The organism is Curtobacterium sp. 1310 (assembly GCF_017834105.1).
GTDB lineage: Bacteria > Actinomycetota > Actinomycetes > Actinomycetales > Microbacteriaceae > Curtobacterium.
Genome location: NZ_JAFICY010000006.1, coordinates 128,469 through 151,008 on the forward strand (window position 1 = coordinate 128,469; position 22,540 = coordinate 151,008).

Consider the following 22,540-nt stretch of genomic DNA (forward strand, 5'->3'; position numbering starts at 1 on the left):
CCTCCCGTCCGTCCCTGGTCGCGTCGACTACGCGACGGGCTCGCGCACCTGGTCGAGCGTCGGGTAGTCGGTGTAGCCCTCGGCGCTCGCACCGTAGAAGAGCTCGGGACGCGGCTCGTTGAGCGGCGCGTCCTGCTCCCAGCGCTCGGCGAGGTCCGGGTTCGCGATGGCGGCCCGGCCCACCGCGACGGCGTCGGCGAGGTCACCGTCGAGCAGCGTGATCGCCTCGTCGCGGGTGGTCATCGAGGAGAAGCCCGAGTTCGCGATGAACGGGGCACCTGCGGTGCGGCGCACGTGCTGCACGAGCTCGCTGGCCGGCTCGGCGTGCAGGACGTCCACGAAGGCCAGCCCGAGCGGCGCGAGGCCCTCGGCGACGGCGGTGTAGGTCGCACGGACGTCGGCGTCGTCCTCCTCGAGCACGCCCTGGATGTTGTGCTGCGGCGACAGACGGATGCCCACGCGGTCGGCGCCGACGGCCTCCGCGATCGCCGTGGTGACCTCGACGGCGAAGCGCGCCCGGTTCTCGGGGGACCCGCCGTACTCGTCGGTGCGGGTGTTCGACACGGGGGAGAGGAACTCGTGCACGAGGTATCCGTTCGCACCGTGCACCTCGACGCCGTCGAGCCCGGCCGCGATCGCGTTGCGAGCGGCGCGGACGAAGCCCTGGACGGCCTCGCGGACCTCGTCGGTGGTGAGCTCGTGCGGCACGGGCATGTCGGCCTTCGAGCCGTCGGCCAGGTGCGTCTGCCCCGGAGCGGCGATCGCCGAGGGGCCCACGATGCGCGGGGTCTGCGAGATGTCGGTGTGCGAGACGCGACCGCCGTGCATGAGCTGCATGACGATCGTGCCGCCGCGCTCGTGCACGGCGTCCGTCACGCGGCGCCACCCGGCGACCTGCTCGTCGGTCTCGATGCCGGGCTGCCCGGGGTAGGAGCGGCCCTCCTGCACGGGCCAGGTGCCCTCGGTGATGATCATGCCGAGGCCGGCGCGCTGCGCGTAGTGCTCGACGAGGAGGTCGTTGGGGATGCCCTGCTCACCGGCGCGCGTCCGGGTGAGGGGTGCCATGACGATGCGGTTGCGGAGGTGGAGTGCGCCGAGGTCGGCGGCTTCGAAGAGCTTCACGTGTCCGTTCAACCACGTGTTGCGGCGAGCAATTCCGGTTCGGGAGCAGATCCTCAGCGACCGGGGCACACCAGGGTGCTCGAGCGGACCTGCCCCTCGGGTCGGATCACCGTGTGCTGCGACAGCGGCTGGTGGCAGATCGGGCACGGACGGTCCACGCTGCGGTCGTCGATGCCCTCGTCGCGTCCGGCGCCGATCTGCGACGGGCCCATCTTCTCGATGAGCGTGCGGTTCCAGCGGTCGTACCAGCTGCCGAAGCGACCCACGGTCCGTCCTTTCGTTCGTACACGAATCATTCTGCCACGAAGTATCTGCTCAGTCGAGTGCGTCGACGCGTCCGAGCAGCTCCGTCAGGTCGTCCTTCAGCCGCTCGAGCCGGTCGAGCGGCCAGCCGAGCCGGTCGGCCACCGCGATCGGGACGGTGCTCGCCCGCTCGCGGAGTGCCCGACCGGCGGTGGTGAGCGACACCTCGAGCTGGCGTTCGTCGGCCGCGCTGCGCTGGCGTCGGACGTAGCCGGATGCCTCGAGGCGCTTGAGCAGGGGGCTCAGCGTGGCCGAGTCGAGGCGGAGTTCCGCGGCGATCTCGCGCACCGATCGCGGGTCGTGCTCCCACAGGGCGAGCATGACGAGGTACTGCGGGTGCGTCAGGCCCAGCGGGTCGAGCAGGTCGCGGTACAGGCCGATGACGCTGCGGCTCGTGGCGGCCAGGGCGAAGCAGAGCTGCCGGTCGAGGGCGAGGGGGTCGACGTCGGTCGCGGTCATGCCTCCACGGTACTTCGTCCACGAACGGATCGGGCGCCCGGTGCCGCGGTCGTGCACGGCACACGGACGGGAGGCCCGGTGCCGGTCTCGTGGACCGGCACCGGGCCTCCCGGCGGTGCAGTGGGGCTGGCGCCCCCGCGGACGCTCGACGCCTAGGCGCGGTGCGTCGGCGTGTGCCCCTCGTGCGGGTTCGCATCGGGCTCCACGTCGGCGGCGTGCGACCCGCGGTGTGCTCCGGCTCCGGCCCCGGCGGTGGCACCGGCGACGGCGGGCTCGGCGCCGTGGCCGCGGTCGTCACCGGGGTGCGAGCGCTCGAGCTTGGCGCCCTCGACGTCGACGTCCGGCAGGATCCGGTCGAGCCACTTCGGGATCCACCAGGCGCTCTTCCCGAGCAGGTGCATGACCGCCGGGATGAGCAGCATCCGGACGACGAAGGCGTCGACCAGCACGCCGAACGCCAGGCCGAAGCCGATCGGCTTGATGGTCGAGGACTCCGAGAAGATGAAGCCCGCGAACACCGAGATCATGATGATCGCAGCTGCCGTCACGACCGCACGACCGGCGTGCAGACCGCGTTGCACCGCGACCTTGGCCGAGGCGCCGTGCGCGTACGCCTCGCGCATGCCGGACACCAGGAAGAGCTGGTAGTCCATCGCGAGCCCGAACAGGATGCCGATCTCGATGATGGGCAGGAAGCTCAGGATCGGCGCAGGGTCGTGCACGCCGAACACGGAGCCCAGCCAGCCGAACTGGTAGATGGCCGTCAGACCACCGAAGGACGCGAGCACGGACAGGATGAACCCGGCCGTCGCGGTGATCGGCACGAGGAACGACCGGAACACGACGATGAGGATGATCAGCGACAGGCCGACGACCACGACGAGGTAGAGCGGCAGCACGTTCGCGAGCTTCTCCGACACGTCGATGTTCGCGCTGGCGTTGCCCGCGACCCCGAGCGTCACCGTGCCGTCGTCGGTCTGCACGGTCTGCTCGCGCAGGTCCTTGACCAGGGTCTCGGTCGAGACGCTGTCCGGGCCGCCCGCGGGCTTGACCTGGAAGGCGATGATGTCGCGGTCGGACGACGCGCCGATCGGCAGGACGGCCTCGACGTCGTCGTTCTTCGCGAGCGCCTGGCCGATGGTGACCTCGGTCGCGGTGACGTCGTCCTTCGCGATCGCCTCCGGCAGGTCGGCCACGACGAGCAGCGGACCGTTCTGGCCGGCGCCGAACTCGTCCTCGAGCGCCTTGTACGCCTTGTACTGCGACGAGTCGGTGGCCTCGGAGGCACCGGTCGGCAGGCCGAGGCGCATCTGCGTGGCGGGGAGGGCGATCGTGCCGAGCACCGCGATGCCGGCGACGAGCGTGACGACCGCGCGCCAGGTCGACATCGGCTTGTTCGGCACCCGGACGGACCCGGTGTGCCCGATCTGCTGCCGCTCCTTCTTCCGGAGGATGCGCATGCCGAGCAGGGACAGCAGCGCCGGGGTGAACGACGTCGCGATGAGGATCGCGAACAGCACGGCGACGGCGCCGACGGTGCCCATCAGGCCGAGGAACGGGATCCCGGTGATGTTGAGCGCGAGCAGGGCCACGATGACGGTCGTGCCCGCGAAGACCACCGCGTTGCCGGAGGTGCCGTTGGCGAGACCGATGGACTCGTGGACGCCCATGCCGGCCTTCAGCTGCGTCCGGTGTCGGTTGAGGATGAACAGCGAGTAGTCGATGCCGACCGCCAGGCCGAGCATCACCCCCAGCACCGGCGTGACCGAGATGAACTCGACCAGGCTCGAGAACGAGAGCGACGCGAGGGTGGCGACGCCGACGCCGAGCACGGCGGACAGCAGCGGGATGGCGGCGCCGATGACCGTGCGGAGCATCAGGAAGAGCACGAGCGCGGCGATGATGACACCGACGATCTCGCCGGGGCCGAGGATCGACGGGACACCCTGCGCGATGTCGTTCGAGACGTACACCTCGACGCCGTCGATCTTCGCGCTCTCGGCCCGGTCGGAGATCTCCTGCTTGGTCTCCTGCGGCACCTCGAAGGTCGACTTCGTGAACTGCACGGTGCCGATCGAGGCAGCGCCGTTCGACGACACGAAGCGGATGTCCTTCGACAGGTCGAGCAGGTCGGACCCCTGCTCGAGCTCGCGCTCGTTGTCCTCGAGCTTCTTCGTGTTGTCGTCGATCTCCTGCTGGGCGTCGGCGATCTGCTCCTCGCCCGCGGTGATCTGCTGCTGCTGGGCGTCGATCTGCGCCTGGGCCTGCTCGAGCTGCTGCTGACCGGCCTGCGCGGCCGCACTGTTCGCGGCGGCGGCCCCGGCGGCCTGGGCCTGCGCCTCGGCCTGGGCCTTCTGCTGGTCGAGCTGCGCCTGCGCCTGCTCGATCTGCTGCTTGCCCGACTCCAGCTGGTCCTTCTGCTGGTCGAGCTGGGCCTGGCCGTCCTCGATCTGCTTGCGACCGTCCTCGATCTGCTGGCGCCCGTCGACGATCTTCTGCCGCTGCTCGTCGAGCTGGTCCTGCGTGGTGAAGCCGTCACGGACCTCCTTCACCCCGTCGAGGTCGGCGATCCCGTCCAGGAAGTCCTTGACGTCGGCCTTCTGCGTCGCGGTGAACGCCTTCCCGTCGGTCGTCTCGAAGACCAGCGTGCCGTTGCCACCGTTCGCCGACGGGAACTTGTCCGCCAGCTCGTCCTGCACCTGGCTCGTCTTGGTGTTCGGGATCGTGATGGACGAGGAGATCGTGCCCGCGAACAGGCTGTAGGTGAGCCCCGCGATGCCCATGATGACGATCCAGGCGATGATCACCAGCCAGTGGCGTCGTGCGGAGAACCGTCCGAGACGGTAGAGGAGACCGGCCATGCGGTTGCCCCGTCCTTTCGTGTCAGGTGCTGTGGTGGTGCGGGGTGCGCCGGTGGACCCCGGGGGGAGTGGTCAGGAGGCCGGCATGTAGCCGGAGCGGACGCTGTGCACGAGTCTGCTCAGCAGGGCGTCCCACGCGGTCAGTGACGCCGGGGTGAGCTCGGGGCCGTCGTGGGTGAGCCAGTGGTCGGCGATGACGACGATCCCGCTCATGAGCGAGTCGACGAGCAGTGCGGTGTCGAGCGGGTCGGCACCCGGGTGTCGCCGGGCGACCTCGTCGCGCAGCCGGTCGGTGACCCGCGAGAACGCGGTCTGGGTGAGGACCGCGGCCTTCGGGTCCTCCTTCCCCGGTTCACCGATGATCCGGTACATCCCGGAGATCGCCGGCGCCAGGTCGGCCCCGCGTGCGGCCGACTCGAGCTCCTCGAACATCGACGCGCGGCTGCCGTCACCGATCGGGGTCCGGGCCATGTCGGCCAGGAACCGGTCGATGATCACCGAGAGCTCCTGCTCGCACACCGCGAGCAGGACCTCGTCGAGCGACGCGAAGTGGTTGAAGACGGTCCGTCGCGCGATGTCGGCACGCGATGCCAGGTCGTCGACGCCGAAACCGCGTCCGCCGCGTTCGTCGACCAGGTCCCGCGCTGCCTGCAGGATCGCGGCACGGTGCTTCGCCTTGAGCGCGGCACGACGGTCGGTGGTGGTCACGTGTGCCAACACTAGGTGCATCGATGCACTCGGTGCACCTTCTCCGAGCGCTCCCTCAGGTTCGTCCCCCGGGCACGGAGGGTCGCGGGTCGATCCGGATGCGTCGGGTCGGAACACCGGTTCCGCACACCGGTTCCGGCTGCCAGACTGGGGGCTCGCGACCGCCGTACGAAGGAGTACCCATGACCGTCCGCCTGAGCCCGGAGACCCTGGACCGGATCGCCGCGAGCGGCGTCGCCGTGCCGAGCTACGACCGCGACGGGATCACCCCGGGGATCGTGCACTTCGGCGTCGGCGGCTTCCACCGTGCGCACCAGGCGATGGTGGTGGACCGGCTCCTGCAGCAGGGCGAGGCCCGCGAGTACGGCATCTGCGGTGTCGGTGTGCTCGAGCAGGACCGTCGCATGGCCGCCGCGATGGCGGAGCAGGGCGGCCTCTACACGCTCGTGCTCAAGCACCCGGACGGCACGCGGGAGTCGCGGGTCGTGGGCAGCATCGTCGAGTACCTGCTCGCGGTGGACGACCCGGACGCGGTCGTCGAGAAGATGGCGCACCCGGACACCAGGATCGTCAGCCTGACCATCACCGAGGGCGGCTACAACTTCGACCACGTCACGGGGGAGTTCGTCGCGGACGAACCGGGTGTCGCAGCGGACCTGCGCGGGGACGCCCCGCCGCGGACGGTCTTCGGCCTCGTGGTCGAGGCGCTCCGGCGTCGTCGCGACCGGGGTCTCGAGCCGTTCACGGTGATGTCGTGCGACAACATCCAGGGCAACGGGCACGTCGCTCGGCAGATGTTCACCGCCTACGCCCGCCTGCAGGACCCGGCCTTCGCGGCGTGGATGGGCGAGCACGTGTCGTTCCCGAACTCGATGGTCGACCGGATCACCCCGGTCACGACCGACGAGGACCGGGCGTGGGTCCGTGACGAGCTCGGCATCGAGGACGCCTGGCCGGTCGTCGCCGAGCCGTTCTTCCAGTGGGTGCTCGAGGACGACCACCCCGCCGGCCGCCCCCGGTACGAGGACGCCGACGTGCAGCTCGTCGACGACGTCGAGCCGTACGAACTGATGAAGCTCCGGCTCCTCAACGCCAGCCACCAGGGGCTCTGCTACTTCGGGTACCTGTCCGGGTACCGCTACGCCCACGAGGCCACGCAGGACGAGGCGATCGCCACCTTCCTCCGCCGCTACATGGCCGAGGAGGCGACCCCGACGCTCCACGCGGTCCCCGGGATCGACCTCGACGACTACACGGCGACGCTCATCGAGCGCTTCCGGAACCCCGAGGTCCGCGACACCCTCGCCCGGCTCTGCGCCGAGTCGAGCGACCGCATCCCGAAGTGGCTGCTCCCGGTGGTCCGCGAGAACCTCGCATCCGGAGGTCCCGTCGCGCTCTCGGCCGGCATCGTCGCCTCGTGGGCGCGTTACGCGGAGGGCACCGACGAGGACGGGCAGCCGATCCAGGTCGTGGACCGTCTCGCCGACCGGCTGACGGCGGCCGCGCGGCGGCAGGACGAGGACCGGCTCGCCTTCCTGCAGGACCGCCAGGTGTTCGGCGACCTGGTCGACGACGACCGGTTCGTCGCGGCGTACCGCGACGCGCTCGACGGGCTCCTGCAGGACGGCGCACACGCGACGGTCACGCGCCTGTCGCGCTCCTGACACGTCGCCCGCCGGACGGGAGGCGCGTGCGGACCCCGACCATGCGTCCCGGCTCCGCCACCACCGGACGGGAGGCGCGTGGTGGCACCGCCACGTGCCTCCCGTCCGACCGTGGCCGCGTCGCTCGCACGGCGGGACGCGACGTGCAGGTGGATCGCGGGCGGGGTCGGCATGCTCGTCAGCGTGCGGACGACGAGGACGACCCTGGCCACGATCGCGGCGGTGGCCGCGCTGACGCTCGCCGGGTGCAGCGGCAGTGGTGGTGGCGACCCCTCGGGCACGGCGGGCGGCGCTCCGACGGCGACCACGACGCCGGTACCGACACCGACACCGACCGCGACCGCGGACGCGGCGACGTCCCGCGCGTTCGCCGCGCTCGAGGAGCGGGACGACGCCCGGATCGGCGTCGTCGCGATCGACACGGCGGACGGCAGCAGCGTCGGGTACCGGGCGGACGAGCGGTTCGCCTTCGCCTCGACGAACAAGGCGTTCATCGCCGCGGCGGTCCTCGACGCGTCGAGCGGCGAGGACCTCGACGAGGTCGTGCACTACGGACGGGGCGACCTGCTCGAGTACGCACCCGTCACGAGCCGGCACGTCGACGAGGGCATGACGGTCCGGGCGCTCGTCGACGCGGCGGTGCGCGAGAGTGACAACACGGCTGCGAACCTGCTCGTGGAGCGGCTCGGCGGGGTGGGCGGTGTGTCGCGGTGGCTGCGGGGGATCGGGGACGACGTGACCCGGGTGGACCGCGTCGAGCCCGACCTCAACACGGCGGTCCCGGGTGACCCGCGGGACACGACGACCCCGGCGCAGTCGGCGAGCGACCTGCGGGCGGTGCTCGTGGGCGACGCGCTGGACGCCGGGGACCGCGAGCTGCTGCGGTCGTCGATGGCGGGGACGACGACCGGCGACGGCACGATCCGGGCGGGCGTCCCCGCGGGCTGGACGGTCGCGGACAAGACCGGGACCGCCTCGTACGGGGTGCGCAACGACATCGCCGTCGTCCGGCCGCCGGGCCGGGACCCCGTCGTGCTCGTCGTGTTCACGGCGCACGAGCGGGCGGACGCGGAGCCGTCGGACGCCCTGGTGGCCGCGGCGACCCGATTGGCGGTCCAGCGGATCGGCTGAGGGACACCCCCGGGCGGTGCTCAGCGCGGGAGCGTCGTGGCCCAGCGCCCGAGCACGTCCCACACCTGGTCGCGGACCTCGGGCGCGGAGAGCACCACGTCGTGCAGGGCCCCGTGCAGGCGCCGGACGGTCACCTCGGCGCCGAGCGACAGGGCCCGGTGCGCGACCACGTCCACGTTGAGCGCGACGTCGGCGCGCGTCATCGCGTCGTCCCACCGCGGCTGCAGCATGCTCTTGTCGCTGAGCAGCACGAGGGTCGGCACCGCGATGCCGAGCCCCTGCGCGACCCGTTCCTGCCCGGCGAACACCGCGGCGAGCCACCCGGGGTGCAGGGCGAAGCCCCGTTCGGGCCGCCAGCGCTGGTCGTAGGTCCACGACCCCTCGCCCGTGGCGGACACCGTGCGGGTGGAGAAGCCCGGGTCGACCGCGGGCATCGGCGCGAGCGGGTTCCGCCGTGCCCCGAGCTTGATCACCGGCGTGACGATCGCCCGGCCGAGTGCACTCGCCTGGAACTCGAGCCACGGGCTGTTCAGCACGAGGCCGTCGACGAGGTCGGGGTGCCGCGCGGCCCAGAGCGCCAGGGTCAGCCCGCCGGTGGAGTGCCCCATCGGGACGAGTCGTCGGCGCGGACCGCCGTGGTGCTCGGCGGCGATCGCGTCGAGGGCGGCGCCGATGTCCTCGTCGTACACGGCCAGGTCGTCGACGAACCCGGGCGTCTGGTGCGGGCGGAGGCTCCGGCCGTACTTCCGCAGGTCGAGGGCGTGGAAGCGCGCTCCGAGCCGCTCGAGGTGCTCCGCCAGCTCCACCTGGAAGAAGTAGTCGGACCAGCCGTGCACGTACAGCACGTCCACGCCGTGCAGGGGGCCGCGGGCGTGCAGCAGCAGGTCGTTCGGTGACCGCCGGCGCCGCACCAGGGTCGCGACGACCGGTCCCTCACCGTCCTCGCCGAGCGGGAGCTCGAGGCGCTCGAAGGAGGCCCCCAGCACGTCCTCGTGCCACCGTCCGGTCCCCATCCCCCGAGCGTACCGACGAGCGCACGGTCACGACGCGGTCACGGTCGGGTTACGGGACGGTGACGGCGGGAGCCCCTGCGGTAACGATCCGTACCGACTCGGTCCTTTCCCAGCGGTCGTGCCGGTTCTGCCCGGGGAACCCCGGGCAGACGTCCGAACAGCGTTGGGAGGGTCACCCGACGCCTCCGGACGACGGGGGCGGGACGACGAGGGGGAGACATGGCGATGCGACGTGCGACCGGGGCAGCCCTGGGCTTCGTGGGCGGCAGCGTGCTGGCGGGGCTGCTGGTCGGGGTCGGGGTGACACCGGTGCTCGCGGTGGCCGGCGTGGGGACGACCTCGGCGATCGACCTGTTCGACTCGATGCCGGAGTACATCGAGATCGGTGACCTGCCCGAGCGCAACGAGATCTGGGCGTACCAGGGCGGACAGCCCGTGCACCTGGTCGACGTGTGGGACCAGAACCGCCAGGAGCTGTCGCTCGACCAGATCAGCGACACCCTCGAGCACGCCGCGATCGACGGCGAGGACAAGCGCTTCCGCGAGACGGGCGGCGTCGACCCGACGAGCCTGGTGCGGTCGGTCGCGAGCGTCATCGCCTCCGGCGGGCAGGGCGGGTCCGGTGGCTCCACCATCACGATGCAGCTCGTGCGGAACATCAAGATCCAGCAGGCGAGCGAACTGCCGACCGCCGAGGAGCGCGAGGCCGGCTACCGCGAGGCGACGAAGAAGAGCCCGGAGCGCAAGCTCGCCGAGGTGAAGCTGGCGATCGGACTCGCGAAGGAGTACTCGAAGGACGAGATCCTCGCCGCCTACCTGAACATCGCGTACTTCGGCGACCAGACCTACGGTGTGCAGGCAGCCGCGCAGCGGTACTACGGCAAGGACGCCTCCGACCTGACCCCGGCCGAGGCCGCGTCGCTGATCGCCATCGTGCAGTGGCCCGAGCGCCGTGACCTGTCGACGCCCGAGCACCACGCCGACAACCAGGCACGGCGGGACGTCATCCTCCGCTCGATGCACGAGCAGGGGCACCTGGGCGACGCGGACCTCGCGACGGCGCTCGCGTCCCGTCCCGCCGACTACGTCCGCCTCACGGCGCCGCAGCAGGGGTGCGAGTCGGCGGTGCGCGGCGCGGAGTTCTTCTGCGCGTACGCCGAACAGGTGGCGAAGGAGCTGCCGCAGCTCGGCGCCGACCCCGGTGCCCGCGCCGCCGCGTGGCGCACGGGCGGGTACCGGGTGCAGACCACCCTCGACCTCGACCTCAACACCCAGCAGAAGGACCTGCTCGCCCTGCACGACCCGGCGACCGAGAGCCGGCTCGCCCTCGGTGCGACGCTCGACACCGTCGAGGCGGGCACCGGTCGCGTGCTGACGATGGCGCAGAACAAGGACTTCGACCGGTCGGCCGACGCACCGGCGACGGCGACCTCGCTCAACTACGCCACCGACGAGTCGAACGGCGGCTCGAAGGGGTTCCAGGTCGGCTCGACCTACAAGATGTTCACGCTGCTGCAGTGGCTCGTGTCCGGCCGGAGCCCCGACACGGTGGTGGACGGGACGCGGAAGGCTCGCGCCACGTGGACGCAGTGCGGGCAGCGGGTCACGCTGGACACCCCGTACGACCCGAAGAACGACTCGCCGGGGCAGACCGGGCCGTACTCGGTCCGCGCGGCGACGGCCCAGTCGGTGAACGCGGCCTACGCGGACATGGCGTCGCAGCTCGATCTCTGCGACATCCGCGACACCGCCGCGCGACTGGGTGTCCACCCGGCGACGGGTGGGGAGCTCCCGGCGAACCCGGCGGCGATCCTCGGGACGACGAGCATCGCACCGCTGACGATGGCGGCCGCCTACGCCGGGATCGCGAACGGCGGCGTGTACTGCGCCCCGGTCGTCGTCGACCAGGTCACCGGGCCGGACGGGACGGCCCTCGGTGGGCAGCCGCGGTCCTGCACGCAGGCGGTGTCGGCGTCGGTCGCGGCCGAGGCGTTCGCGGTGATGCAGGGTGCGTTCCGCGGCGGCACGGCGTCGGGTGGGCAGACCCTCGACGGGGCGACGCTGTTCGGCAAGACGGGCACGACCGACGCGGCGGACCAGATCTGGCTCGTCGGCGGGACCTCGCGGGCGGTGACCGCGTACTGGCAGGGCAACACCGACGGCGGGAAGACGAACCTGCGGTACGTCGGGAGCGGCCAGGGCGGCACCTACGCCGGGTCCCGGGCGGACGTGTGGCGGCAGGCGCAGACGGCGGTGAACGCGGCGCTGCCCGCCGGCTGATCGTCCGCTGCGGAGCGACCCCGTGACGGACGGGAGGCGCGGTGCCAGCCGGCACCGCGCCTCCCGTCCGCACGTGGGTCGCTACGAGACCTTCTTGCTGTCCTCGAGCCAGCCCGCGAGCTTCGTCATGTAGTCCGCCTGCGACGCGTAGTCGAGCGCCGGGAAGGTCCAGCTGTGGACCTGGCCCGCCTCGAGCGCGGCGTTGTCGGCGAAGGTCGGCTGCTTCTCGAGGTCCGCGACCTGGTAGCCCTGCTGCGACAGCAGGAGCACGTCACCGGTGATCTGCCCCGCGTTCTCCCACGAGTAGACGCCCCAGTAGAAGCCCTTCGGCTTCGGGTCCACGAAGTCGACACCGAACGACGAGTACATCTGCAGGCTCGGCTCGTCGCTCGGGCGGGTGACGTACGCGCCGGAGCCGTCGGCGAACATCGACACGACGGAGACGTCGCTCGACTTCGCGGCCTGCTCGAGCTCGTTCTCGGCCGCGTCGAAGCGGTCCTCGGCGGCCTGGACCTTCGCCTCGGGGGCGCCGAGCGACTCGGCCAGGTCGGCGATGGTCTCGATGACGTCCTCGCCCTTGCCGCCCCACTTCACCTGGACGACGGGTGCGATCGCCTCGACCTGCTGCTGCTGCTCCTTGTCCTTGAAGCCGTAGCCGGGCTGGGTCGTGTCGAGCGTGCCCTGCTCGTCCTTCGGGTACACCGACGTGACGACGAGGTCGGGCTTCAGGGCCGCGAGTTCCTCGAGGTCGATGTCGCCGTACGCCTCGCCGAGCTGGGTGATGCCGTCGGTGTCGAGGTCGGCGAACCGCTTGTCCTTCGCCATCGTCAGCTGGCCGAAGGTGCCGACCGGGCGCAGCCCGTACTCGATGAACGAGATGGCGACGTCGTTGAGGACGACGACGCGCTTCGGCGTGCTGTCGGTCTTGACGGTCGTGCCGGTGGCGTCCTCGTACGACCAGGGGCCCGAGGCGGCCGAACCTGTGCCGGCGGTGTCGCCGGAGCCGGCTTCGTCGTTCGCACCGGAGCAGCCGGTGAGGAGGAGGGCCGAGACGGCCACGGAGGTCACGAGGGCGGCGCGCAGGGAGCCGCGGCGGGGGATCTTCACGTTAGGAGAGCCTAACCTAACTCTGAGAGACCCGCCAGCATCGGACGCGAACACGGACCCGGACCGGCGGCGGTCAGGCGCGTGGTGCCTCGTGCTCGTCCGCCTCGTGCTCGTCCGCTTCGGGCACGATCATCGGCGCGCCGGTGACCGGGTCCGGCACGACGCGGGCGTGCAGCCCGAAGGCGGTCTGCAGCACGGCGGGTGTCAGGACGTCCTGCGGCGTGCCGTCGGCGACGACACCGCCGTCGTGCAGCACGACGAGCCGGTCCGAGTACCGCGCCGCGAGCGTCAGGTCGTGCAGCACCATCACGACGGTCGACCCCTGCTCGCGGTTCAGGCGCCGCACGAGCCGGAGCACGTCGAGCTGGTGCGCGAGGTCCAGGTACGTCGTCGGTTCGTCGAGCAGCAGGGTCTCCGCCTGCTGCGCCACCACGAGGGCGATCCAGGCGCGCTGCCGCTGGCCGCCGGACAGGCTCGCGACGTCGCGGTGCGCGACGTCGGTCAGCCCGGTCGCCGCGATGGCCTGCTCGGCGACGTCGGCGTCGTCGGCCGTCCACGGCTTCGCCCACGACTGGTGCGGGTTCCGTCCGCGCATCACGAGGTCGAGGACACTCGTGCCGGCGGGAGCCACCGGCGTCTGCGGCAGGATCGCGAGCCGCCGGGCGACGGCGCGGTTCGGCTCCCGGCGGATGGGGGAGCCGTCCAGCAGCACCTCGCCCGACTGTGGCTTCAGCACGCGGCCGAACGCCTTGAGGAGCGTCGACTTCCCGCACCCGTTCGCGCCGAGGAACGTCGTCACCGTCCCGCGCTCGATCCGCAGGTCCAGGTCGCGGAGGACGGGGTCGCGGTCGTAGCCGACGGACAGTCCGCGGGCCTCGAGGACGGGAGGCACGGTGCCGGTCGAGGCGCCGCCCGCGCTCCGGTGGGTGGTCGCGTCCGGTGCGCCCGCGGTCCTGCCGTCGGTCGTGGTGGCGGTCATCGGGACATCTCCTTGCGGTGGCGGACGAGGAGCCAGATCAGGTACGGGGCCCCGACGACGGTGGTCACGATGCCGACGGGCACCTGCCACGGGAAGGCGGAGCGCGCGAGCAGGTCGGCGCCGAGGACGAGGACCGTCCCGAGCGCCCCCGCGAGCAGCAGTGGCGGACGGTTCGTCCCGGCCAGCCGCAGGGCCACCTGGGGGACGACGAACGCGACGAAGCCGATCGGTCCGGCGGCGGCGACGGCGGCGGCGGTGAGGACGACCGCGAGGGCGAGGACGAGCAGCCGGTGACGCTGCACGCCGAGTCCGACGCCGGTCGCGACCTCGTCGCCGAGCTGCCCGATGCCGAGCGCGGCGCTGGTGGCGAGGGCGATCGGGACGCAGACCGCTGCGACGAGCAGGAGCGGCCAGACCGTCGTCCACGAGGTGCTCGACAGGCTGCCGACGAGCCACTGCGACGCCGCCGTGGCGACGGTGATCTTCGCGCGGACGAGCAGGTAGCTGGTCACGGCGTCGAGCGTCGCGCTCACCCCGATGCCGACGAGCACCAACCGGTAGCTCTGCACGCCGCCCCGCCAGCCGAGGCCGTACACGGCGGCCGCGGCGACGAGTGCGCCGATCGTCGCCGCCACCGGGATGCCGCCGCTCAGGACGACCGCCGACACCGAGTAGGTGCCACCGCCGAGCACGATCGCGGCGACCGCGCCGACGCTCGCTCCCGAGGTCACGCCGATGATGTCCGGCGTGCCGAGCGGGTTCCGGGTCACCGTCTGGGTCAGCGCGCCGGCCGTCCCGAGCACCAGGCCGACCAGGGCGCCGGTGAGCACGCGGGGGAGTCGGAGCGTGGTGACGATGAAGCCCTCGGGGCCGTCCTCGGCGCCGAGCAGTGCGCGGACGACGGTGCCCGGCGCGATGAACGTGCTGCCGACCGCGACGCCGAGCACCACCAGGGCCAGGGCGACGGCGAGCGAACCGACCGTCCAGCCGAGCACCCGCGGACGCCAGGCGAGTCCGACCGGGCCGATCCGGACACCACGGCGACCGGCGGGCGGACGGTCCGTGCCGGACGGTACCGCGCGCTCGGCCTCGAGCCGTCCGTCCGTGGCGGCGCTCACAGGGACACCAGCGATCGGCGACGGGCGACGGCGACGAAGACCGGACCGCCGAGCACGGCGAGCACGATGCCGACCTCGACCTCGGAGAACCCGCCGACCAGTCGGCCCACCACGTCGGCGACGAGCACGAGTGCAGCGCCGACGAGTGCCGACACGGGGAGCGTCCAGCGGTGCCCGGTCCCGACCAGGGCGCGGGCGACGTGCGGCACCGTGAGGCCGACGAAGCCGATCGGTCCGGCGGCGGCGGTGGCACCGGCCGCCAGGAGCGTGATGCCGCCGAGCCCGACGAGCCGGGCGACGAGCACGTTCTCGCCGAGGCCCTTCGCCAGCTCGGCGCCGAGCCCCAGGGCGTCGAGGGCGCGGGTGTTCCAGACCGCGAGCACGGCGCCGACGAGCAGGAACGGTGCCGCGGCCACGAGCACGTCGAGCTGCCGGGAGGCGAGCGACCCGACCACCCACAGGCGGTAGGCGTCGAGGGAGTCCTGGTCGGTCAGGACGATGAACGACGTGATCGCCCCGAGCAGGGCGGAGACGGCGGCCCCGGCCAGGGCGAGGGGCACGGGGCTCGCGGTGCCGCTGCCGGCGACGGTCACCGAGAACACGACGACGCTCGCGACGACGGCCCCGACGAGGGCGAACCAGACGGTGGCCCCGGTGCTCGTCACCCCGAAGACGTACACGCCGAGCACGACCGCGAGCCCGGCGCCGGAGGAGACGCCGAACAGCCCGGGGTCGGCGAGCGGGTTCCGGGTGTGGCCCTGCATGAGGAGCCCGGCGATGCCGAGCGCTGCGCCGACGGCCGCCCCGATCAGGGTGCGCGGGATGCGGGAACCCCAGACGACGGCCTCGGCGGTGCTCGATCCGCTGCGCGTCAGCCCCGCGAGCACCTGGTCGACGCCGAGCCGGTTGCTCCCGAGGAGCATGCTCGCGACCGCGGCGACGACGAGCGCGACGACCAGGGCCACGACCACCAGCAGCCGACGACGGACGGCCCGGCGGTGCACGCCGTCGGCACGCGGCGGGGCCTCGCTCCGGGCGGCCCGGTCGGGCGTCAGGACGGTTTCGGGGGATGGCACGCAGGCCAGCTTAGGGTAGCCTTCCCTTCATGGCGAAGATCCCGCGGCTCATGCCCGAGGCACCCCGGCTCTTCCGTGCTCGGGTGCTCCGCTCCGTCCGGCACACCCCGTCGGTGCAGCGGGTCACCGTGACGGGCGACGACCTGCACGAGTTCCCGTTCCTCGGCTTCGACCACTGGTTCCGCCTGTTCGTGCCGCGCCCCGACCAGGACGCCTTCCGGATGCCCGACCTGGACGGTCGCCGCTGGTGGCCGTCGTTCCTCGCCATCCCCGAGGACGTCCGTCCCCACTGCGCGAACTACACGGTCGCGGCCTTCCGTCCCGAGGTCGGCGAGCTCGACGTCGACTTCGTCGTGCACTGCGACGCCGACGGCGAGCCCGAGGGCCGCGCGGCGATCTGGGCCTGCGGTGCCCGTCCCGGCGACGAGCTCGCGATGCTCGACCAGGGCTGCATCTTCGACTGCCCGGATGACGCCGGCGAGGTCGTCGTCGCCGCCGAGGAGACCGGCCTGCCCGCCGTCGTCGGCATCGCGGCGTCGCTGCCGCGCGACGCCGTCGGCCGCATCATCCAGGAGGTCCCGACCGCCGCCGACGTCCGCGTGCTCGACGCCCCGGTCGGTGTCACGGTGACGTGGATCGTCCGGGCGGACACCGAGCACGACGTCCCCGGACGCGCGGCGCTCGCCGAACTGCAGCGGTACGTGCCCGCCGACGACCGTGGGTACGCCTTCGTGGTCGGGGAGTCGCGGCTCGCGACCGAGGGCCGGCGACACCTGCACCGTGCCGGTCTGCCGAAGACCCGGATCACCTTCTCCGGGTTCTGGAAGCACGACGCGCGCCAGGTCGTCCCCGCCTGACCGTCCCCGCGTAGCGTGCGGGCATGAGCAGTCGACTGAGCGAACTCGTGCTGAACTGCCGCGACCCCGAGGCGTTGTCGCGCTTCTGGTGCGCGGTCCTGGACTACGTCGAACTCGGGACGGACGACGACGGCATCGAGATCGGGCCCGCATCGGGCTTCGGCGGCGCGACCCCGACGATCATCCTCAACCGGGTCGAGCACGCGCCGACCCAGACCCTGCGGCTCCACCTCGACCTCTCGCCGGTCGATCGCGACCAGGAGGCCGAACTCGAGCGGCTGCTCGCGCTCGGTGCCCGACCCGCAGACGTCGGACAGACCGGCGAGGAGTCCTGGCACGTGCTGCAGGACCCCGAGGGGAACGAGTTCTGCCTGCTGCGGACGCGGCTCGACCCGCTCTGACCTGCCCTCGCGCCGCCCGTTCCTTCCCAAGACAGGCGCGATGCAATGCGATCTCGGGCGTACCTGGTCGTTCAGGAGCACCAGGCACGCCCGCTTCGACCAGGCACGCCCGCGTCCACCAGGCACGCCCGCGTCCACCAGGGACGCCCGGTCCGACCACGCGCACGACGGACGGGAGGCACGGTGCCAGCTGGCACCGTGCCTCCCGTCCGTCGACGCGGAGCGTCTAGCCCTTGAGGCCCGAGCCCGTCACGCCCTCCACGATCTGCCGCTGGAAGACCAGGTAGAGGATGATCAGCGGCAGTGCCGCGAGGATCGCGCCCGCCTGGATGTCGGCGTAGCGCTGCCCGAAGCTGCCCTGCACCGTGGCGAGCCCGACCGGGATCGTCATGAGGTCCGGGTTGGACAGGACGAACAGCGGCAGGAGCAGGTTGTTCCACACCCCGACGAAGGTCAGGATCGCGACCGCGGCGATCACCGGACGGGACAGCGGCATGATCACCGACCAGTAGATCTTCCACATGCCCGCACCGTCGATGCGCGCCGCCTCCTCGAGCTCCTTCGGGATGCCGTCGAAGAACTGCTTGAAGATGAAGACCGCGATCACGGCCGGCACCTGCGGGAAGATCACCGACCAGTACGTGTTGAGCAGGTTGACCGCGTTGAGCTCCTGGAAGATCGGGATGATCAGGACCTGCGTCGGGATCATGATGCCCAGGATGATGAGCAGGAACGCGACGTTCCGGCCGCGGAACGCCAGACGGGACAGCGCGAAGGCCGCCATCGAGGCGAACAGCACCGTCAGCGCCGTGGTGACGAGGCTCGTCACGCCGCTGGCGAGGTACCAGTTCCAGATGTCGCCGGACCGGAACAGCGACGCGTAGGAGTGCAGCGTCGGGTTCCAGTTCGACAGGATCGCGTTCGCGCCCAGGGCCGCGACCCCGTTGTCGGACAGTGACGTCTTCAGGGCGAACAGGCTCGGGATGAGCCAGATGATCGCGAACACCGTCAGGACGATCGCGGCGGCGGTGTTGAAGCCCTTGCCGGAGACGCCGATCTTCGCCGCGTTCGCGGGAGCGGCTGCCGAGACGCCGGAGCGCAGCTTCCGCGGACGCGACGTGGTGATGCTCTCGGTGGCGGTCATGTCAGGCCCCGATCTCTCGCTTGGCGGCAGCGCGCTCGACGAGCTGCCGGATGACCGCGATCGCGACGATCACGATGAACAGGAGCACCGACGCGGCGGACGCGGCGCCGAGACGGTTGTCGGTGAAGCCGACGCCGGTGATGAGCTGCAGCGAGACCTGGGTCGAGATGCCCGGGCCGCCGTTCGTCATCAGGTACACCTGGTCGAAGATCTTCAGGCTCGCGATGATCTGCAGCAGGATGACCAGCGTCGTCGTGCGGCCGAGCAGCGGCAGCGTGATCGACTTGATCTGCTGCCAGCTGGACGCACCGTCGACCGCGGCGGCCTCGTACAGCTCGCGGGGGATCTCCTGCAGGCCGGCCAGGTACAGCACGAAGTTGAAGCCGAGGGTCCACCACACGGTGGCGATCGCGACGCCGATCATGGCCGTGTTCGGGCTCGCGAGCACACCCGCACCCGGGGTCAGGCCGATCGCCTGCTGGATCGAGGCGAAGAGGCCCGTCGCCGGGGTGAAGATGAACACCCAGATGAGCGAGATCGTCGCCGACGGCAGGATGAACGGCAGGAAGAACGCCAGGCGGAAGAACCACTGCCCGCGGTTCATCCGGTTCGTCAGCACGGCGAAGACGAAGGCCAGGATCACCAGCGGCGGCGTCGTGTAGAGCGTGAACTGCAGGGTGTGCCAGAGCGACGACCAGAAGTCGGCGCGACCGAGCATCTCGGCGTAGTTCGCGAAGCCCGCGAAGCTGCCGAGCCCGGTGCGGACGGTCGAGGTGTTGAAGAAGCTCGTGACGATCATCCAGACCGTCGGACCGAGCAGGAAGGCCAGGTAGAACAGGCCGAAGGGCGCGAGGAAGAGCCAGCCGGTGCGGCCCTGTCCCCGGTTGGTGGAGTTCACGCGGGGGCGCGTGCCACGGGTGACCGCGGCGGCGTCCGTGGGTCGGGTGAGAACTGGTGCAGCGGTCACGTCATCGTGCCTTTCGCGCGGTGTTCACGTCGGTCGTCGGGGAGGCGTGCCCGGTCACAGCGGGCTCGGGGTGTTGAGGTAGGTGGCGAGCTGGTCCTTGATGGCCGCGAGCGCCTGGGCGGGCGAGCTGCTGCCCTGCTGCACCAGTGCGAGCTGGGCGCCGACGGTGTTCTCGAAGGTCGAGCCCGATCCGCCGTACCAGGCGGGGTCGTCGAAGACGGCGGACTCGGCTGCCGAGGCGTAGTTGGACTGCGGCTTGAGGTCCTTGAACGCGGTGCTGTCGAACGTGGGCATGTACGCGGGGACGTGCCCGCCCTCGGCCCAGGTCAGGCTCTGCTCGAGCATCTGCTTGATGAAGAGCATGTGCGCCTTGCGCTGCTCGGGCGTCCGGTCCTTCCGCGGCAGGATGAACGTGTGCGAGTCGGCCTGCGTCGCCGGCTTGTCGAACAGCTGCGGGACGGGGACCATGCCGAACTTCAGCCCCTTGATGGACTGCGCGGTGCTGATCTCCCACTCGCCCTGCATGAAGAAGCCCGCCTTGCCGGTGAACATCAGCGTCTGGGCGGTGGCGTAGTCGAGCCCCTTGTTCAGCCAGCCCTCCTTCACCCACTTCTGGGTCATGTCGGTGACCTTCGTGTACGCGTCCTCGTTGACGGTGAGCTTCGCGCCCCCGTCGCTGATGAACGGCGTCGCACCGTCGATCTGGTTGTACATCGACCAGAAGAAGCGCCACGGGGTCGCGACCTCGCTGACGTTCGCGACGTTGAGCGCGGTGCCGCCGGTGACCTTCGCGACGGCGGCCAGCGCGGCCTCGAAGTTCTCGAGCCCGTTGAGGTCCTTCAGGTTGCCGTCGGAGTCGATGAGCCCGGCCTTCTGGCACACGTCAACGTTGTAGAAGAGCACGAAGGGGTGCGTGTCGAGCGGCACGCAGATGTTCTTGCCGTCGGTCTTCTGCGCGGTCCAGGCCTTCTGGTTGAAGTCGCTGGCGCTCAGGCCGACGCTCGCCAGGTCGTCCTCGGTGATCGGGTCGAGCAGCCCGCCGTCCCAGAGCGGCTTCGCACGGGTCAGGTGGGCGATCGCGACGTCCGGCGGCTTGTTCCCGACGGTGGCCAGTGTGACCTTCGAGTAGTACGGGTTGCCCCAGGCGAACGTCGTCGCCTGCAGCGAGGACGGCCCGCCGTGCTGCTTCGCGTAGCCGGCCTCCATCGTCTGCATACGGACACCGTCGCCACCGCCGAAGAGGTTCCAGAAGACGAGGGTCTCGGGGTTCAGCGGGGCACCGGCGACGCCGGCGGCGAGCGGGCTCGAGCACGCGGCGAGGGGGAGGACCGCGGCGCCGGCGGCTGCACCGGCGAGCAGGGTCCTGCGGGTGAAGGCACCGCCGCGGGACTGCGGGGTGGGTACGGCTGGTCGGATCGGCATGGCATCACTCCATCGGGACGGGCCGAGCGGAGCGGTCGTTGCTCCGTGAGCGCTCACAGTAGCGGCAGGTCCGGGGGTGCGCCACCCCTTTCGTGAAGGTCACGACCGGGGCGCGTCCCCGCTTCCCCATCCGCCCGGAACCCGCTAGCGTTCATGGGGACGTGAGCGCTCACTTTCGTTCCGGGCCGATCACGTCGCACCACGAGCCCCCACGCTGATCAAAGGAGATCCATGCCTCGCACACACCTCGTCCTCGACGCCGCGTTCACCGTGGGGCCGGTGCGCCGTCGCCTGTTCGGTGGGTTCGTCGAGCACCTCGGGCGCCACGTCTACGACGGCATCCACGAGCCGGCACACGAGACCGCCGACGAGCACGGCTTCCGCAAGGACGTCATCGACCTCGTCAAGGAGCTGAACGTCTCCGCGATCCGCTACCCCGGTGGCAACTTCGTCTCCGGCTACAAGTGGGAGGACGGCGTCGGGCCCGTCGAGCAGCGCCCCCGTCGCCTCGACCTCGCCTGGCACTCGACCGAGACCAACGAGGTCGGCCTGCACGAGTTCCAGCACTGGCTCGACGCGGTCGACTCCGAGCTCATGCTCGCCGTGAACCTCGGCACCCGCGGCACGCAGGAGGCCATCGAGCTCCTCGAGTACGCGAACATCGACGCCGGCACCGCGCTCAGCGAGTACCGCCGCTCGAACGGCCGCCAGGAGCCCTTCGCCATCAAGATGTGGTGCCTCGGCAACGAGATGGACGGCCCGTGGCAGCTCGGCCACAAGAACGCCGAGGACTACGGCAAGCTCGCCGCCATGACCGCGAAGGCCATGCGACAGATCCAGCCCGACCTCGAGCTGGTCGCCTGCGGTTCGTCCGGCGCCTCGATGCCGACGTTCGGCGAGTGGGAGCGCACGGTCCTCGAGCACACCTACGACGACGTCGACTACATCTCGGCGCACGCCTACTACGAGGAGGACGGCGACATGTCGACGTTCCTCGCCTCGGGCGTCAACATGGACCACTTCATCGACACCGTCACCACCGCGGCGGACCACGTCAAGGCGCACAAGAAGTCGGACAAGCGCATCGACATCTCGTTCGACGAGTGGAACGTCTGGTCGATCAGCAAGTGGAACGAGCAGCAGAAGACCTTCGAGCTGCAGGACTGGCCGGTCGCGCCGCGCCTGCTCGAGGACGTCTACACCGTCGCGGACGCCGTCGTCGTCGGTGGGCTCCTCATCTCGCTGCTCCGGCACGCCGACCGCGTCGCGTCGGCGAGCCTCGCGCAGCTCGTCAACGTCATCGGCCCGATCATGACCGAGCCCGGCGGCCCGGCCTGGCGCCAGACGACGTTCTTCCCGTTCTCGCTCACCTCGAAGCTCGCGAACGGCACGTCGCTGCAGGTCAAGGCCTCGGGCGACACGGTCGACGGCGGCAAGTACGGCGAGGTCCCCGTGGTCGACTCCGCCGCGACGGTCGAGGACGGCAGGGCAGCGGTCTTCCTGGTGAACCGTCACCAGACCGAGTCGACGACCGTCACGATCGACCTGGCCGGCATCGGCGCCGACGGTGACGTCCGCGCCGAGGGCATCTGGGACGACGACGTGCACGCCGTCAACGACCTCGAGGGCCGCGAGCGCGTCGGACTCCGCACGAACGAGACCGTCCGTCGCGAGGGCGACACGATCACGATCGAGCTGCCCCCGGTCTCCTGGACCGCGGTGTCGATCGGCTGACCCGACCGCCGACCACGGTCGGCGCACGAACGCCTCGGCGAGCGCTCCGGTGAGCGTCGAGTGAGCACGGAGGGCACCGGCCCGCGCGAGCGGACCGGTGCCCTTCGCTCGTGCCGGAGCGGGCCGGAGCGGGCCGGAGCCTGCCGGAGCCTGCCGGAGCGTGCCGGCGCGGGCCGGACGGGAGGCGCGGTGCG

Annotated in this window: 19 protein-coding genes; 6 read left to right on the forward strand and 13 right to left on the reverse strand. The window is 71.4% G+C overall.

Annotated elements, in window-relative coordinates; translation table 11 throughout:
• Positions 1-27 precede the first annotated feature (27 nt).
• The 5 genes from JOD95_RS14375 to JOD95_RS14395 all read right to left on the reverse strand — a co-directional run bounded on the left by JOD95_RS14375 (position 28) and on the right by JOD95_RS14395 (position 5,453).
• Positions 28-1,122 (reverse strand): alkene reductase, encoded by a 1,095-nt coding sequence (locus JOD95_RS14375; RefSeq protein WP_209685658.1) that lies wholly within the window; start codon positions 1,120-1,122, stop codon positions 28-30.
• A 53-nt stretch (positions 1,123-1,175) separates the two neighbouring features.
• Complete coding sequence (locus JOD95_RS14380) at positions 1,176-1,388, reverse strand: hypothetical protein (protein WP_209685660.1); 213 nt, start codon at positions 1,386-1,388, stop codon at positions 1,176-1,178.
• A gap of 49 nt (positions 1,389-1,437) precedes the next feature.
• Positions 1,438-1,884 carry a MarR family winged helix-turn-helix transcriptional regulator gene (locus JOD95_RS14385; RefSeq protein ID WP_209685662.1) on the reverse strand — a complete coding sequence of 149 codons (447 nt, stop codon included), beginning with the start codon at positions 1,882-1,884 and terminating at the stop codon, positions 1,438-1,440.
• 152 nt (positions 1,885-2,036) lie between these two features.
• Positions 2,037-4,745, reverse strand: coding sequence for an MMPL family transporter (locus JOD95_RS14390; RefSeq protein WP_209685664.1), 2,709 nt, complete (start codon positions 4,743-4,745; stop codon positions 2,037-2,039).
• Between the two features lie 72 nt (positions 4,746-4,817).
• The gene (locus tag JOD95_RS14395) at positions 4,818-5,453 is read right to left on the reverse strand and encodes a TetR/AcrR family transcriptional regulator (protein ID WP_209685666.1); all 636 of its coding nucleotides are present in this window, start codon (positions 5,451-5,453) and stop codon (positions 4,818-4,820) included.
• Between the two features lie 182 nt (positions 5,454-5,635).
• Here JOD95_RS14395 and JOD95_RS14400 point away from each other — a divergent pair, with 182 nt between their 5' ends.
• Both JOD95_RS14400 and bla read left to right on the forward strand, forming a co-directional pair.
• Positions 5,636-7,117, forward strand: coding sequence for a mannitol dehydrogenase family protein (locus tag JOD95_RS14400; RefSeq protein ID WP_066655718.1), 1,482 nt, complete (start codon positions 5,636-5,638; stop codon positions 7,115-7,117).
• A 183-nt stretch (positions 7,118-7,300) separates the two neighbouring features.
• Positions 7,301-8,248 carry a class A beta-lactamase gene (gene bla, locus JOD95_RS14405; RefSeq protein ID WP_209685668.1) on the forward strand — a complete coding sequence of 316 codons (948 nt, stop codon included), beginning with the start codon at positions 7,301-7,303 and terminating at the stop codon, positions 8,246-8,248.
• Between the two features lie 20 nt (positions 8,249-8,268).
• On the opposite strand, the gene JOD95_RS14410 is transcribed toward bla, so the two are convergent.
• On the reverse strand, positions 8,269-9,261 hold the full coding sequence (locus JOD95_RS14410; protein ID WP_209685670.1) for an alpha/beta hydrolase: 993 nt from the start codon (positions 9,259-9,261) through the stop codon (positions 8,269-8,271).
• A gap of 219 nt (positions 9,262-9,480) precedes the next feature.
• Here JOD95_RS14410 and JOD95_RS14415 point away from each other — a divergent pair, with 219 nt between their 5' ends.
• Positions 9,481-11,541, forward strand: coding sequence for a transglycosylase domain-containing protein (locus tag JOD95_RS14415; protein ID WP_245172418.1), 2,061 nt, complete (start codon positions 9,481-9,483; stop codon positions 11,539-11,541).
• Positions 11,542-11,622: 81 nt separating this feature from the next.
• Here JOD95_RS14415 and JOD95_RS14420 read toward each other — a convergent pair whose 3' ends face one another.
• The 4 genes from JOD95_RS14420 to JOD95_RS14435 form a co-directional block, all read right to left on the reverse strand.
• Entirely contained in the window at positions 11,623-12,648 is a 1,026-nt protein-coding gene (locus JOD95_RS14420; protein ID WP_209685672.1) for an ABC transporter substrate-binding protein, read from the reverse strand.
• Positions 12,649-12,721: 73 nt separating this feature from the next.
• Entirely contained in the window at positions 12,722-13,627 is a 906-nt protein-coding gene (locus tag JOD95_RS14425; RefSeq protein ID WP_245172419.1) for an ABC transporter ATP-binding protein, read from the reverse strand.
• On the reverse strand, positions 13,624-14,745 hold the full coding sequence (locus tag JOD95_RS14430) for an iron ABC transporter permease (protein WP_209685674.1): 1,122 nt from the start codon (positions 14,743-14,745) through the stop codon (positions 13,624-13,626). The genes JOD95_RS14425 and JOD95_RS14430 overlap by 4 nt, the downstream gene beginning before the upstream one ends.
• The gene (locus JOD95_RS14435; RefSeq protein WP_235426357.1) at positions 14,742-15,821 is read right to left on the reverse strand and encodes an iron ABC transporter permease; all 1,080 of its coding nucleotides are present in this window, start codon (positions 15,819-15,821) and stop codon (positions 14,742-14,744) included. The genes JOD95_RS14430 and JOD95_RS14435 overlap by 4 nt, the downstream gene beginning before the upstream one ends.
• A gap of 29 nt (positions 15,822-15,850) precedes the next feature.
• Here JOD95_RS14435 and JOD95_RS14440 point away from each other — a divergent pair, with 29 nt between their 5' ends.
• Together JOD95_RS14440 and JOD95_RS14445 are read left to right on the forward strand one after the other, a co-directional pair.
• Complete coding sequence (locus JOD95_RS14440; protein WP_066655700.1) at positions 15,851-16,678, forward strand: siderophore-interacting protein; 828 nt, start codon at positions 15,851-15,853, stop codon at positions 16,676-16,678.
• A 23-nt stretch (positions 16,679-16,701) separates the two neighbouring features.
• Positions 16,702-17,079 carry a VOC family protein gene (locus tag JOD95_RS14445; protein ID WP_209685676.1) on the forward strand — a complete coding sequence of 126 codons (378 nt, stop codon included), beginning with the start codon at positions 16,702-16,704 and terminating at the stop codon, positions 17,077-17,079.
• A 226-nt stretch (positions 17,080-17,305) separates the two neighbouring features.
• Here the strand turns inward: JOD95_RS14445 and JOD95_RS14450 are convergent, their stop codons facing one another.
• The 3 genes from JOD95_RS14450 to JOD95_RS14460 form a co-directional block, all read right to left on the reverse strand.
• Entirely contained in the window at positions 17,306-18,223 is a 918-nt protein-coding gene (locus JOD95_RS14450; protein WP_209685678.1) for a carbohydrate ABC transporter permease, read from the reverse strand.
• Position 18,224: 1 nt separating this feature from the next.
• Entirely contained in the window at positions 18,225-19,121 is an 897-nt protein-coding gene (locus tag JOD95_RS14455) for a carbohydrate ABC transporter permease (protein WP_066655692.1), read from the reverse strand.
• A gap of 123 nt (positions 19,122-19,244) precedes the next feature.
• Positions 19,245-20,612: an extracellular solute-binding protein gene (locus JOD95_RS14460; protein WP_209685680.1), complete on the reverse strand. Its 1,368-nt coding sequence runs from the start codon at positions 20,610-20,612 to the stop codon at positions 19,245-19,247.
• Positions 20,613-20,843: 231 nt separating this feature from the next.
• On the opposite strand from JOD95_RS14460, the gene JOD95_RS14465 reads away from it, so the two are divergent.
• Positions 20,844-22,346 (forward strand): alpha-N-arabinofuranosidase, encoded by a 1,503-nt coding sequence (locus JOD95_RS14465; protein ID WP_209685681.1) that lies wholly within the window; start codon positions 20,844-20,846, stop codon positions 22,344-22,346.
• The last annotated feature ends 194 nt before the right edge of the window (positions 22,347-22,540 follow it).